Source organism: Ruegeria sp. G10 (assembly GCF_056533645.1).
On record NZ_JBQFOQ010000002.1, the window covers coordinates 471,533 to 484,905 of the forward strand.

General features: G+C 54.7%; 10 protein-coding genes and 2 pseudogenes. 7 read left to right on the forward strand and 5 right to left on the reverse strand.

All coding sequences use genetic code 11. The features are described 5' to 3' along the window. Positions 1–271: 271 nt before the first annotated feature. From ACR0KM_RS05970 to ACR0KM_RS05980, 3 genes are all read right to left on the reverse strand, one after another. Positions 272–2,827, reverse strand: a complete 2,556-nt coding sequence (locus ACR0KM_RS05970) for an AMP-binding protein (RefSeq protein ID WP_480858278.1) — start codon at positions 2,825–2,827, stop codon at positions 272–274. Between the two features lie 5 nt (positions 2,828–2,832). Then, on the reverse strand, positions 2,833–3,483 hold the full coding sequence (locus ACR0KM_RS05975; protein ID WP_480858280.1) for an acetyltransferase: 651 nt from the start codon (positions 3,481–3,483) through the stop codon (positions 2,833–2,835). A gap of 281 nt (positions 3,484–3,764) precedes the next feature. Further along, positions 3,765–4,817, reverse strand: a complete 1,053-nt coding sequence (locus ACR0KM_RS05980) for a ketopantoate reductase family protein (RefSeq protein WP_480858282.1) — start codon at positions 4,815–4,817, stop codon at positions 3,765–3,767. A gap of 486 nt (positions 4,818–5,303) precedes the next feature. Between ACR0KM_RS05980 and ACR0KM_RS05985 the strand changes: the two genes are divergently transcribed. From ACR0KM_RS05985 to ACR0KM_RS06015, 7 genes are all read left to right on the forward strand, one after another. Next, positions 5,304–5,978, forward strand: coding sequence for a Crp/Fnr family transcriptional regulator (locus tag ACR0KM_RS05985; RefSeq protein WP_480820135.1), 675 nt, complete (start codon positions 5,304–5,306; stop codon positions 5,976–5,978). Positions 5,979–6,069: 91 nt separating this feature from the next. Next, positions 6,070–6,279 carry a YgaP family membrane protein gene (locus ACR0KM_RS05990; RefSeq protein WP_480534505.1) on the forward strand — a complete coding sequence of 70 codons (210 nt, stop codon included), beginning with the start codon at positions 6,070–6,072 and terminating at the stop codon, positions 6,277–6,279. Continuing rightward, entirely contained in the window at positions 6,279–6,713 is a 435-nt protein-coding gene (locus ACR0KM_RS05995) for a YeeE/YedE family protein (protein ID WP_480858284.1), read from the forward strand. Before ACR0KM_RS05990 ends, ACR0KM_RS05995 begins: the two co-directional genes overlap by 1 nt. Before the next feature lie 3 nt (positions 6,714–6,716). Then, positions 6,717–7,154: a DUF6691 family protein gene (locus ACR0KM_RS06000; RefSeq protein WP_480820130.1), complete on the forward strand. Its 438-nt coding sequence runs from the start codon at positions 6,717–6,719 to the stop codon at positions 7,152–7,154. Between the two features lie 23 nt (positions 7,155–7,177). Beyond that, complete coding sequence (locus ACR0KM_RS06005) at positions 7,178–8,062, forward strand: MBL fold metallo-hydrolase (protein ID WP_480858286.1); 885 nt, start codon at positions 7,178–7,180, stop codon at positions 8,060–8,062. A 21-nt stretch (positions 8,063–8,083) separates the two neighbouring features. Further along, the gene (locus tag ACR0KM_RS06010; RefSeq protein ID WP_480858289.1) at positions 8,084–9,763 is read left to right on the forward strand and encodes a bifunctional protein tyrosine phosphatase family protein/NAD(P)/FAD-dependent oxidoreductase; all 1,680 of its coding nucleotides are present in this window, start codon (positions 8,084–8,086) and stop codon (positions 9,761–9,763) included. A 22-nt stretch (positions 9,764–9,785) separates the two neighbouring features. Continuing rightward, positions 9,786–11,573: a SulP family inorganic anion transporter gene (locus ACR0KM_RS06015; RefSeq protein WP_480858291.1), complete on the forward strand. Its 1,788-nt coding sequence runs from the start codon at positions 9,786–9,788 to the stop codon at positions 11,571–11,573. A gap of 1,054 nt (positions 11,574–12,627) precedes the next feature. On the opposite strand, the pseudogene ACR0KM_RS06020 reads toward ACR0KM_RS06015, so the two are convergent. Together ACR0KM_RS06020 and ACR0KM_RS06025 are read right to left on the reverse strand one after the other, a co-directional pair. Then, a pseudogene (locus tag ACR0KM_RS06020) lies at positions 12,628–13,020 on the reverse strand (nicotinate-nucleotide diphosphorylase); the annotation flags it as partial. Next, positions 12,972–13,343, reverse strand: a pseudogene (locus ACR0KM_RS06025) (NAD(P)H-dependent oxidoreductase). The pseudogenes ACR0KM_RS06020 and ACR0KM_RS06025, both read right to left, overlap by 49 nt. Positions 13,344–13,373 lie beyond the last annotated feature (30 nt).

Here is a 13,373-nt window from a genome sequence, read left to right on the forward strand (position 1 = left end):
AATGATTCAATGCCAACAGCACATGGCGGCTGCTTTGACTTCTGCCGAAAGCTGTAGATTGAAAGCCGATTTTGGCTTCACCAGGATTAGGTTTCATAACCAATAGATGGCGGTTGATGCGAGTGCGACCGCGGAAAGATAGGGGAAAGTTTGGCCATCTGCTCGTCAGTCAGCCGAAATAGGTCGCTCATATGACCACTCCGTTTTCTCGAGCCGTGAATCATGCCGCGCTCTTAAGATCAATGCATCCTGAGCCAAAGACAAAAGCCTTTTATCTTTCAGCAAGTTTAACAACTATGTTGTTGATTTCGCTTGCAGTGCGTTGGCAAGAAGTATCGTCAAAAAGGATAGTACGATGATCTGCGTTGATGTCGTATTGATCAACTTCGCTTGCAAAAACATCCCAAGACAAATTAGGCGAAGGCCCAAGAATTGAACGTCGTTTTGTAGCGCGCAGAAGACAAATTGTTCCTGTGTAATAGCTGGGCTCGTATCTAGAAAGCGCACTGTAAAACTGGCGTATTGTGGCCCGTATTGACGCCGGATGGCTTGATAGCGCAACCGGGAATAAGCCGGGCTCATCCAACGTTTCTCCCTTTGTTGAAACAACGCTCGCAAATACGCGACGGAAGGACCTAAATCGCCACGCCATAATCCGTGCGTGCCATTCAATTTTATCTGAAAAGCGTTTTCGACGCAGCCTGGATGGAACTGCGGAATCTAACAGCACAGGCACGACGGTATTCTGGGACTCATCCTTTAGAATGTTAGCGGTTTCGTATGACAAAAAACCCCCAAATGAGTATCCGACGATCAAAGTAGGTTGAGAAATTCCATGTCCGAGAATGATCCTTGCGCATTCCTGCGCGTATTCAGAAATTGATTGGTTGTCGCGCTCTCTTAACATTTCCGTATTGGGTCGAAGGCCCAAAACTTCGCAACGATCGTCAATAAAGGGGAGGAGTTTGTTGATCCAAAGCGGAACCCCGAAAAGATCTGGCATCGCTATCACAGTGACACCACCGGTTCCGCCACGCAGCACCTCAAGCGGCCCATCCTGAGGTTCCTCGGGCTCACTTGTATCAGGCGCTTTGACTTGCCTCGCAACAGTATTGGAAAGATCTTGAAGCGTTTCAATACTGTTGATTTCAGACATCGATATCTGAATGTCAAAATGGGCTTCAACTTCCATGACCAATACTGTGTGAGAATAGCTGTCCCACCCCGCAATTTGGTCTGGACCGAACGCAATGTTCAGAGAGCCTTTTTTCGTGCCAAACACTTCGGCGGCAATATCCAGGATGACTGCATCGTGCTCGCTATTGATGTCACGGGTGATGGTCGATTGGTTCTGCAAAATTTCTTTCAGTGCAGGCAGATCAACTTTTCCTGATCCTCGACGCGGAAGTTCTTTCAAAAAAACAACTTTCTTGGGTACCTTCTGGCGTTCCAATTTCGTCCGGCAGAACTCCAAAATATCAGACTGTTCCAGAGGCTTCTGAGGGACAATTGCAGAAACCGGTACGGCCCCAAAGTCATCGTCCGAAACACCTACGGACTGCGCCTCAAGCACATCCGGGTGTTTTAAGAGCACCTCATCAATCTCTTCAGGGCGTATCAAAAATCCGCCGCTATTGATCGCTGTGCTCATTCGTCCGACAATACTGAAGTTCCCTTGCGGCGTTACGGTTGCAAGGTCTCCCGTACGGAACCAGTCGCCACGGAATGCCTTTTCCGTTTCTTCTGGTCGGCCAAAGTATCCGGCAAAGATGTAAGGCCCGCGCAAACACAACTCCCCAACTTCACCTTGCGGCTGTTCTTTTCCAGTAGACGGATCGACTATTATTGCTTCGCAATCGATCGGTTTGCCGATCGTATATCGCTCACCCATTTCCGCGTGAGGTCCAGCAAAGTGACTGGCGGCGACTGTTTCAGTCATACCGTATTCATTCACGATCGGTTTTTTGAACCGCTTCTCGAGTCTGTCCCAAAGATCTGGGGCCATTGGCGCGGAGGTCGTCAGGATCGTTTTAAATTCGCTACGATCAAAATAGTCTGATCGGGCCGCGTGTCGGTCGATCAAGGCATACACCGTTGGGGCACTAATCATATGCGTGGCACGACTATCACGTAACCAACACAAATCCTGTTCTAACCGGTTTAATGAAAATGCGCCGGGCCGAAGCAGTGTCGCTCCATTGAAGGCCGTCAATACAGGCCCCTGGACCAATCCATCGGTATGATAGGTTACAAGACCATTAAAGATTTTTGATCGGTGTTCCAATTCCCAGACGCGCGAGATTGCGGCCAACTGAGTCTGCAGGTTCGTGTGCGTCAGCATAACGCCTTTGGGTTGCGATGTGGTGCCCGACGTAAACAATAGATAAGCCAAACTGCTTTCCGGCTGCTTCAAAGACGGATCTCGTTTTTCAGCGTTGGGAAGGTTGTTGGTAAAAAAGGAAACCCACGAGTCGGATTTGGCCCAAGGCTGATTGCGGCGCTCAATATCTGCAACAATCAGACTCGGTTTGATTAATTCAGCGATTCCGACAAGCCTGTCCTCGCTGGAGTCCGGGGCAATGATCGAGGGGACCTTTCCGTCAAGTACCGCCGCGATCCACAACGTGGACGCGACCCAATCGTCGTTGGAGACGATGACCAAAGGTTGACCGCTCTCCAGTCCAATGCTGTCGAATCTTCCACAATGCTCGCAAATTGCACGGGCAAGCTCGTCGTAACTGTGTGCGTAATCCGGACCTTGCCAAAATGTCTTTTTCGGGTCTGCCTTAATTTGTTGCCACAAATGGTTTGCAAATTCAGAGTGCAAAACAACTACTCCTGATCGTCGGACCCCAGTGTGCTGCGCGCAAGGTCTAACTCCTTTACGGTCGCAGGGTTTCCAGCAACAAATGCCCCATCCGGCACGTCTTTGCGGACAACGGATCCGCCTGAAATGATACATCCAGAACCAATTTCGACATCTGGGTAGATTATCGCTCCAACGCCAACAATACTGTCGGATCCAATCTTAATGTTGCCAGCAAGCGTGACGCCGGGCGCGAGACTCACACCGTCATTCAGAACGCAGTGATGTCCAACGCTTGCTGTTCTGTTCACAAGCACCCGTTCGCCCACAATGGTTGCGCCACCGATTACAGCTCCTGCATTTATGAAACTCATTGCTCCCACCCGGGTCGACCGTGCAAGAACCGCTGTAGGATCAATCATGGCATCAGCGGGTTTGAGGCCATGTTCTATTGCAATTTCCGCCAGTTGTTTACGACGTCTTGGATGAAACGCACATGGCCAGAAAACTCCATCAGTATCCCCTAGATCGTCGAGATGAACCACCGACCTACGCGAAAGCACGCGAACAGGATCCCCTAGTGACACACACATATCGGCCGGCGTATTCAATCGCCGAAGCGTCTCTTCATAGTCAACGACCAGAGGGCTACGAGCCCCAAATAGTATTCTTTTCAAGAAAATTCTCCCGATAACGCCTTAAACTAGACCAACGAACATCCAAATTCGTAGTTCGTCAACATTAGCTTGCGTAGGCACTCTCGCTGCTTCGTATGTCGGGCGGTTGAAAGCCAAAATTTTGGTCACAGGCACAAAGATCCCTTGCTAGGTGGATGTAGTAGCTGGGTGAGTAGAAACGGCATTTAACTCAAACGGAATAGGCCCTCAGAACAAGGTATGTTTAAGGGTTCACCACAGTCTTTTCCCGGCTGGAAAGTTAGCATGAACGGTTTGCCTACTCAGCGCCCTGTTTCGCGGTTCGCCGCCAAACGCGCGCTGACAGTTTCAGCCACATTTTTAAGCTCGGGGGTCGCCATTCCAATTTGATCTGCAATCAGGTTTACGAGCAAGTCCACGCGTTCAACTTGCCCTGCGCCTGCCTCAATTGCGCGCGCTGCAGAAGAGGGCTTCAATAGACTTTTTGCCGCATTCGCATACTTCTCGAACGGCACTTTGTCTCCTGAATCCGCTCCCAAATGACTGACAATACCGCTTACTGTTTCGTATATACTCTCGGACAGTGCGACGTCGCAGTGAACGGCATCCTTAATGGCACGAGCGCCTTCGGGAAGAACACACCTATAGTTTCCTGCAAAAAGCATACTCCATTTCGCGAATGGCACGAACAAGGAGTCGAAAACCCTTAGCTTGACAGGTACGTCGTTTCCTTCAACGCGAACTGCATCAATCGCTGTTTCCAGATTTCGCAGTATTTCATTGTGCTCGTCGCTCTCGAAAGGTGCGGCTTTGAAATTGGTTGGAAGACCCACGTGCAAGACATTTGCGCCCTCTTCCACGACCCGATATGCCTGAGGGTCAGGACTACATAAAGTTACATTCCCCGGCTTGAAGGCGCTCCAGCACTCGGGGCACGTGAAACACGACTTTAGCCCTCCGACATCCAGCCCCTCTATGCGCTGCAAATAAGGCGGTGGCGGCATATTCATTATAGATAAGCAGGGTTTGCCAGCATTTGCGATCCGCTGAAGCAAGTTTGCAATGGCTTCATGACAGTACTGCGGCTCTGACATTGCAAGGGCAATCAGATCGTATTCATTTGGGTCGACCTTCTCAGGAGGCATTGCGTTCAGCTCTCCGAGAAGGTCATTCGAATTGAACGACCTGTGCTTTTCTTCACCGCGTAGTTTTATGCGAACGCGTGTCCCCTCTCGGTTTATTAACTCGGCAGTTTCTTGGCGACAAACAAGCGTCACATCCTGGTTAGCCATCAATAGTTTGGTAGAAAGAAGTGATCCGTACGAAGCTCCCAAGATCAATATCTTATATTTCACTAGTATAATCCCTTACCAACCGAAAACTCTGTAATTTAGGTCAAAACGAATTGATTCTAGCAATAGAAAAGCGATTTAGCGAAGCTTTGGTTGCCTAAGGCCGACTGAGATGGTTGGGCGGAATTAACTCAACAATATCAACGAACAAGACCATCGATTCATCAAACGACGGATCAAGCCCATGCTCGGCATCATGTTTTTTGCTCCGGCCGCCGTTGTTCAGGCAGGCTTAGAATTGGTCAACAAGATCCGCAAACGTCAATTCACGCCCGGACCCCTGACGGTTCAGCAGTTCGCCAAACTGACAGGTAAAGCTGCGCACCAGTTTCACTGTTGCTCCCGTCAAAATGCTTGCCACAGAACCGCGTCGAACTGTTGAAGCGCGTCTAGGTCAAAACATTCCAATTTCTGCATTGAATAATATTTGTCTTATGCCACTATCGATTGTGCATCTGACCCTCCGACAACAACAAAATAACATCGCCAATGGAACACTCTTGGATCGAAAAGTTCAAAGGCCTCAAACAGTTGCCGGATTCTGTCCGCACTGATCTGATCGCGGGCAGCCAGATCGTATCCGTGCCCGCCGGGACGCAGGTCTTTGCGCCGGGCCAGACCGCGGACAATCTGTTGCTCCTTCTGAACGGCACCGTCCGCGTACAGCAGAAATCTGAAACCGGGCGCGAGGTGTTTCTCTACCGTGTTAATGCCGGTGAAAGCTGTGTGCTGACCACCGCCTGCATGCTGGCGTTTGAGGACTACTCTGCGGACGGTGTCGCTGAAACCGATGTGACTGCCGTGGCGATCCCACGCAAGACCTTTGACGATCTTGTCGCGAAGTCTTCGGTGTTTCGCGAGTTCGTGTTTACGGCCTATTCCCGTCGCATCACTGATCTGTTCACGCTGATCGATGATATCGTTTTTCAGCGTATGGATGTCCGGCTCGCTTCGCGTTTGCTGGAGCTGGCCGGGCCGGACCATGTGGTCCGTGCTACACATGCGGTTCTGGGCACGGAACTGGGAACTGCGCGCGAGGTGATCTCGCGCATTCTGTCGGAATTTCAGCGGCGGGGCTGGGTGGAACAGGCGCGTGGCGAGGTACGTCTGACCGGCCGCGACGGCTTGCAGCGGATGGTGAAATCAGCCGGGGCCGAGCTTTAGCCGTCGCTGCAAGCACTTTGGTGACCATGTCACCAAAGCTGTAGCGAGGGGTATGCAAAAGTCGCTCCATCGATTCTGGATGGAGTGTGACATGACCACCAATATGGGAAAATTCGACCGCGCGGCGCGCATTCTGATTGCTGCGGCGCTTGTCTATGCGGCTTTGGGCGCCGGGCTGCTGGGGACCGGGGGTCTGTTCTGGCTGGGGCTCATCGTCGCTGGCGTTTTTGCCCTGACGGCCTTTGTGGGCAACTGCCCGATCTACAGCATTATCGGCCTAAAAACCTGTCGGAATTGCTGATGATCGAAACGGCTTTCACTCCGTGGGCGTCGCTAACCGGCGGCATTCTGATTGGTGTGGCATCGGTTCTACTGATGCTGCTGATGGGGCGCGTTATGGGCGCGACAGGCATTCTGGCCGGGCTACTGCAGCCTGCCTCGGGCAATGACTTTGCGTGGCGCGCGTCGCTGCTCGTGGGGATGACAACCGGGCCGCTGGCGGTTTGGCTGACCACGGGGCGGATGCCTGCGGTACAGGTGCCCGAACCCACCGCTGCCCTGGTTCTGGGCGGGTTCATCGTTGGCATGGGCGTAACCTTTGGGGCGGGCTGTACATCGGGGCACGGTGTGTGCGGCATGGCACGGCTGAGCGTCCGCTCAATCGCGGCAACGGCGACGTTCATGCTGTTCACTTTCGTCACGGTGTTCCTCGTTCGCCATGTGATCGGGGGGTAGGTTATGAAGCTGATCGCAACCTATCTGGCAGGTCTGATCTTTGGTGTCGGCATAGCGCTTTCGGGGATGGCGAACCCGGCTAAGGTTCTTAATTTCTTTGACGTTTTCGGCATTTGGGACCCCTCTCTGATCTTTGTCATGGGGGGTGCATTGGTGACCACATTTATCGGCTACAAGCTGGTCTTTGGCCGTGCGGCACCAGTGTTTGATCCGGTGTTCCACTTGCCGTCTGCCACCAAGATCGACTCGAAACTCATCGGAGGCTCAGCCCTTTTCGGCATCGGTTGGGGCATCGCCGGGTTCTGCCCGGGCGGCGCGCTACCGGCGCTTGGGACCGGCCGGTGGGAAGTCTTCGCTTTCGTCGGAGCCCTCATCGCTGGCATCGCCTTTGCCAAACTCCTGCAATCCGCGCTGTCACCCGATTTGCAGACCAACACCTGACGACCCTTCGGAGGAGACAAGATATGACCAACTACCCTGTGAACATGGCTTTAAAGCCTGAGGTTTTTGCGTTCTTTGACGACGCGACCAACACGATCAGCTATATCGTGAAAGACCCGAACTCTAACGCCTGCGCCATTGTCGACAGTGTTATGGATATCGACTACGCCGCCGGGCGCATCACCTTTGACCATGCGGATGAACTAATCCGCGTCGTTACTGAAAAGGGCTTGCAGCTGGAATGGATCATCGAGACCCATGTCCATGCCGATCACCTGTCGGCTGCGCCCTATATTCAAGACAAGCTGGGTGGCAAGATTGGCGTCGGGTCCAAGATCACGGTTGTGCAGGATACGTTCGGCAAGGTCTTTAACGAGGGCACCGCGTTTCAGCGCGACGGCTCGCAATTTGATGCGCTGTTTGAGGATGGCGATACTTACATGATCGGGACCATGCAGGCCTTTGCCATGTATACGCCCGGCCATACACCGGCCTGTATGGTGCACGTGATGGGCGATGCGGCGTTTGTGGGCGATACGCTGTTTATGCCCGATGGTGGCTCGGCACGGGCTGATTTTCCGGGGGGTGATGCCGGGGTTCTGTACGACTCGATCCAGAAAGTGCTGGCTCTGCCGGATGAGACGCGCCTGTTCATGTGCCACGATTATGGGCCGAACGGGCGCGACATCGCGTGGGAAACCAGTGTGGCCGAGGAAAAGGCCCACAACATCCATGTAGGCGGCGGCAAGACCAAAGAAGAGTTCGTCCGCTTCCGCACCGAACGCGACGCGACGCTGGCCATGCCGAACCTGATCATCCCGTCCCTGCAGGTCAACATGCGGGCCGGAGAGGTCCCAACCGATCCGGACGGCAACCCGATGCTCAAGGTTCCGGTCAACACGCTGTAAGCGGGAAAGGGAGGAGAAACGATGGAGTTTCGCACCATATCACCCAAGTTTACCGTCAGCCCTCAGATCTCGACTGAGGATGTGGCAGCTATTGCGGCGCAGGGTTTTCGCTCGATAATCTGCAACCGACCTGATGGTGAGGGCGCGGATCAGCCCTCGTTCAAAGAGATCGCGACCGCGGCCGAGGCTGTGGGCATTGAAGTCCACTATGTTCCGGTACAGTCGGGCATGGTGAAGGATCAGGACGTCGAAGCCTTTGGCGCGGCGTTGGAAGACGCGCAACGTCCGGTCTTTGCCTATTGCCGAACCGGGACGCGCTCGGCCACGCTATGGTCGTTTCACGAGGCTAAGAAACGCCCGATTTCCGAGATCCTCATGGCCACCAAGGCAGCGGGGTATGACATGAACGGTGTCGCACGTCGGATTGCAAACGGGGGTAAGACACCGACGGACTCAGGGGACGCACATTTCCAGGTTGTGATCGTTGGCGCAGGGGCGGGCGGTATCTCGGTCGCGGCCAGCCTGAAAGCGCGGCAACCCGATCTGGATATCGCGGTTATCGATCCGGCGGATATCCACTACTATCAGCCCGGCTGGACCATGGTAGGTGGTGGCATCTTCGATGCGCAGACCACGGCCAAGACCATGGGCAGCCTGATCCCCAAAGGGGTTCATTGGATCAAGGCTGCTGTTGCTGCCTTTGAACCGCAAAACAATGCCATCGTGTTGGATGGGTGCCGGGTGGTGAAGTACGACCGGCTGGTCGTGTGTCCGGGACTGAAGCTGGATTGGGGTAAGGTCGAAGGTCTGGAAGAGACACTGGGCCGCAATGGCGTGACCTCGAATTATCGATATGACCTTGCGCCTTACACGTGGCAGTTGGTGCAACAGATGCGAAATGGCCGGGCGATTTTTACCCAGCCGCCGATGCCGATCAAATGCGCCGGAGCGCCGCAAAAGGCGATGTATTTGTCTGGTGACGCCTGGTTCCGCCGGGGCGTACTTGGGGATATCGATATCCAGTTCATGAACGCGGGCGGGGTGCTGTTTGGGGTCAAGGATTATGTCCCAGCGTTGGAGCGGTACGTCGAGAAATACGATGCCTCTCTCAACTTCTTCCACAATCTGATTGCAATCGACGGACCTGCTAAAAAGGCAGTGTTCGAAGTGGCCAAACCGGACAGCGACCCAAGCACGGTCGAGGTGGATTTTGACATGATCCATGTCTGCCCGCCCCAGACCGCGCCCGATTTCGTGCGCGTTTCACCGTTGGCGGATGCTGCGGGCTGGGTTGACGTTGATCAGTCAACGCTGCGCCACACGAGTTATGACAACATCTGGTCGCTGGGCGATGTGATGAACGCCCCAAACGCCAAGACGGCGGCAGCAGCCCGCAAGCAGGCCCCGACTGTGGCTGACAATATCGTCGCCGATATCGCCGGGCGGTCCGCGGTGGCGCAATATGACGGTTATGGTTCGTGCCCGCTGACAGTGGAACGTGGCAAGATCGTTCTGGCCGAGTTCGGCTATGGCGGCGCGCTCAAACCCAGCTTTCCTAGGTTCCTGATCGACGGCACCAAACCCAGCCGGATGGCGTGGTTTCTGAAGGAAAGCTTGCTGCCGCCGATCTACTGGAAGGCCATGCTGCGCGGCAAGGAATGGATGGCCCGCCCCGAAAAACTGAACGTGGCCTCGGAATAGGCCCGCGCGACGGAAGGCACGAATGATCGACAATCTCCGCCGCTATATCCCCGTTCTGGACTGGGGACGTAGCTATACGCGCGGCGCTCTGTCCAACGACCTGATTGCGGCGTTGATCGTGACGATCATGTTGATCCCGCAATCGCTGGCCTATGCTCTGCTGGCGGGGCTGCCGCCCGAGGCTGGCATCTATGCCTCAATCGCGCCCATTGTTTTGTACGCGATCTTCGGAACCAGTCGGGCGCTGGCTGTTGGGCCCGTGGCGGTGGTGTCCCTGTTGACCGCCACCGCCATCGGCCAGGTGGCCGAGCAGGGGACAGCGGGTTATGCCGTCGCAGCCTTGGCTCTGGCCTTTCTTTCCGGGACGTTTCTGGTGCTGATGGGCGTATTGAGGCTGGGATTTCTGGCCAATTTCCTCAGTCATCCCGTGATTGCCGGGTTCATCACGGCCTCAGGCGTTTTGATCGCGACCAGCCAGGTGAAGCACATTCTGGGCATCAACGCGCATGGGCATACGCTGCCGGAAATGGTCGGATCGATACTGATGCATCTGCCCCAGATCAACTGGATCACACTGGTGATCGGTATTCTGGCAACCGGGTTTCTGTTCTGGGTGCGCAAGAACTTCAAACCGTTCCTTGGGCGGTTGGGGGTCAGACCGGTGCTGGCCGATATCCTGACCAAAGCCGGTCCCGTGTTTGCCGTGGTCGCAACCACACTTGCCGTTTGGAGGTTCGATCTGAACGCACAGGGCGTACAGATCGTGGGCGCGGTGCCGCAGGGCCTGCCGCCCCTGACGCTGCCCGGGTTTTCTATGGATCTGTTCGAAGCGTTGCTAGTTCCGGCGATCCTGATCTCGATTATCGGCTTTGTCGAAAGTGTCTCGGTCGCGCAGACGCTGGCCGCGAAGAAACGCCAACGGATCGACCCGGATCAAGAGTTGATCGGGCTGGGGGCCGCCAATATTGGGGCCGCGTTCACGGGGGGATACCCCGTGACAGGTGGGTTTGCGCGTTCTGTCGTCAATTTTGATGCCGGGGCCGAAACCCCGGCTGCCGGGGCTTTTACCGCCATCGGTCTGGCCATTGCCGCAGTCGCGCTGACCCCGCTGGTCTACTACCTGCCTAAGGCCACACTGGCCGCGACGATCATCGTCGCCGTGCTCAGCCTCGTGGACCTGTCGATCCTGCGAAAAACATGGGGTTATTCGCGCGCGGATTTCACCGCCGTCGCCGCCACCATTGTGCTGACGCTGGCTCTGGGGGTCGAGGTTGGGGTGGCCTCTGGCGTGGCGATTTCGGTGCTATTGCACCTCTATAAAACATCGCGCCCGCACGTAGCTGAGGTGGGACTTGTCCCCGGCACGCAGCATTTTCGCAACATCCGGCGGCATGCGGTTGAAACCGACCCGTCCGTGGTGACGCTACGCGTGGATGAGAGTCTGTATTTCGTGAACGCTCGCTTCTTGGAAGACCTTATCCAGCGCCGAGTAACCGAAGGCTGTAAGGTGGATCATGTGATCCTGATGTTTTCGGCGGTGAACGAGGTGGATTATTCCGCGCTGGAAAGCCTTGAGGCGATCAATCGTCGTCTATCCGATATGGGTGTCGGCCTTCACCTTTCCGAGGTCAAAGGCCCGGTGATGGACCGTCTGAACCGCGCGCATTTCCCGGAACACCTGAATGGTCAAGTGTTCCTGTCGCAATACGACGCCTGGCTCAGCCTGCGCTCTCAGGGCGGAGCGGTTCTGGCGGCAGAGGCAGGGTTAACGCAAACGCTACACTCCGCTACCGCAAGGTCCGAGTTTTGAACTCGAATTCGACCTGATCACCGGGGCCAATTATCTGATAAGTGGCTTCATCGCTAGGGTAGTCGCCGGAAGACCTTCTGTCGTGTTTCTATCAATCGAGGAGCAAGGCTTTATGAACGCGTTGATCGATAGTCGTTTCTGGGTCCAGCGCCTATTTAACTGCGTTTAGCTGCCTGTTTATCGCGTTCAAAACCAGCGGTGAAAAAGGCGGACGTGAACTTCTGATCAGTCGCACCAAGACGGCATGAACACGAAATTGCATGTGGTTTGTGACAGTCAGGTTGACCCTTTGAAGCTATTTGTCACCGCACGCTAGGTCCGCGACTACATTGGTGCGAGGTTTTGGTCAGCAGTCTGTCAAAATGCCCAATGGTCGCTAGGTGACTGCCGCGATGATGCTGATTGGTTCAAAGAGGCTTTGAAAGGCCAAAGGATACGCGCGTGCACTGTAAGCGGCAAACAGCGCAGGCCAATTGTCCGATACGACATGCTCCGTTGCAAAGGGTGCATTCGTATTGAGATTATGCTTCTCAGGTCAAAGAACTAGCGCCGTTTGGCGACGCGGTACGATAGGTGCCCCAGAGCCTTCCTCCCAACAGTCGCTCTCGCTGCTTTGGTTATCTATTGGCTATGAACCCTGGGCCTATTGACCTTAGTGCAGAAGAAAGATTGCGCATCACACTCCCTGGTCAACGCAAGTTATTGGATTGACCGGTTCACCTTTCATGTAGTTCGCCAACCCTGGCGAAAGATGATTGCAGAATTCACAAGGCTTGGTTCCCAGCACGAAAATCTGACAACACAACGAAACCTGATTTTCTGGCGGTGGCGAAGAAAGCAATTGAGTAACTCGGTGTGAATGTGGGTCGTGCGGAGTTGCTCTGATATCAGGATCGCATCTTCTGAAAAAACTGCCGCTAGCCTGTGGATATCCGAATACAAAGGGGCCAAGATCAGGACAAACGTACCGTAACCTATCTGCGCCCGGTGATTGAGGGCGCAGAGAAAGTTGAGCAAGCACTTTGCTCTACAACAGAATTTAACCCTCGGGACGTCAGAAATCCAAACCTAGATCGACCGTGCGATAGGAATGGGTAAGGGCACCGGATGAAATGAAATCCACATCGGTAGCCGCGATGTCAGCCACAGTTTCCTGCGTGACGTTGCCCGAGGCTTCGGTAACCAGCCGACCATCGACCAGAGCCACCGCACGTTTCAGAATCTCTGGTGTCATGTTATCCAGCAGCACGACATCGACGCTGCCCACGTCCAGTACTTCGGCTAGTTGATCCAGTGTATCGACTTCGATCTCGACCTTCATCACGTGCGAAGCGTGGGCCCGCGTTGCCTCGAGTACCGCGCGCACGCCGCCTGCCGCCGCAATGTGGTTATCCTTGATCAGGATCGCGTCCGACAAGGAACACCGGTGATTGGAGCCACCGCCATGCCATGGGCCACGAAAGGCCTTAGATAGGTCATGCCGGCCAAGTTCGCCGTCTGTTGGAACGGTCTCAGGAACTCGGCCATCATAAAGCTGTTGTATCCGCCTGCGTGATAGCTGTGCTCGGGACCTTCGGTCGAAACAAGGATGAGGAACTCACGCCCTTTCAGTTGGTCACCGCCCGGCCCACAAGAGAAGCCATAGTTCAGCACCTGATCCATTCAGGCTTTCATAACCGGAGGTGCGGAATACTAGTAGAATGGAAACTGGACCACGATCCGATCATGGGCCAGCAAGAGGGCCTGTTCGGCTTCGATGTCAAAACGCATCTCACTGCCGCCAATGGCGGTCAGATCGCG

Bases quoted from the DNA above. Each gene is read 5' to 3' on its own strand.
- ACR0KM_RS05985 (WP_480820135.1), top strand. From the start codon at position 5,304: ATGGAACACTCTTGGATCGAAAAGTTCAAAGGCCTCAAACAGTTGCCG.
- ACR0KM_RS05990 (WP_480534505.1), top strand. From the start codon at position 6,070: ATGACCACCAATATGGGAAAATTCGACCGCGCGGCGCGCATTCTGATT.
- ACR0KM_RS05995 (WP_480858284.1), top strand. From the start codon at position 6,279: ATGATCGAAACGGCTTTCACTCCGTGGGCGTCGCTAACCGGCGGCATT.
- ACR0KM_RS06000 (WP_480820130.1), top strand. From the start codon at position 6,717: ATGAAGCTGATCGCAACCTATCTGGCAGGTCTGATCTTTGGTGTCGGC.
- ACR0KM_RS06005 (WP_480858286.1), top strand. From the start codon at position 7,178: ATGACCAACTACCCTGTGAACATGGCTTTAAAGCCTGAGGTTTTTGCG.
- ACR0KM_RS06010 (WP_480858289.1), top strand. From the start codon at position 8,084: ATGGAGTTTCGCACCATATCACCCAAGTTTACCGTCAGCCCTCAGATC.
- ACR0KM_RS06015 (WP_480858291.1), top strand. From the start codon at position 9,786: ATGATCGACAATCTCCGCCGCTATATCCCCGTTCTGGACTGGGGACGT.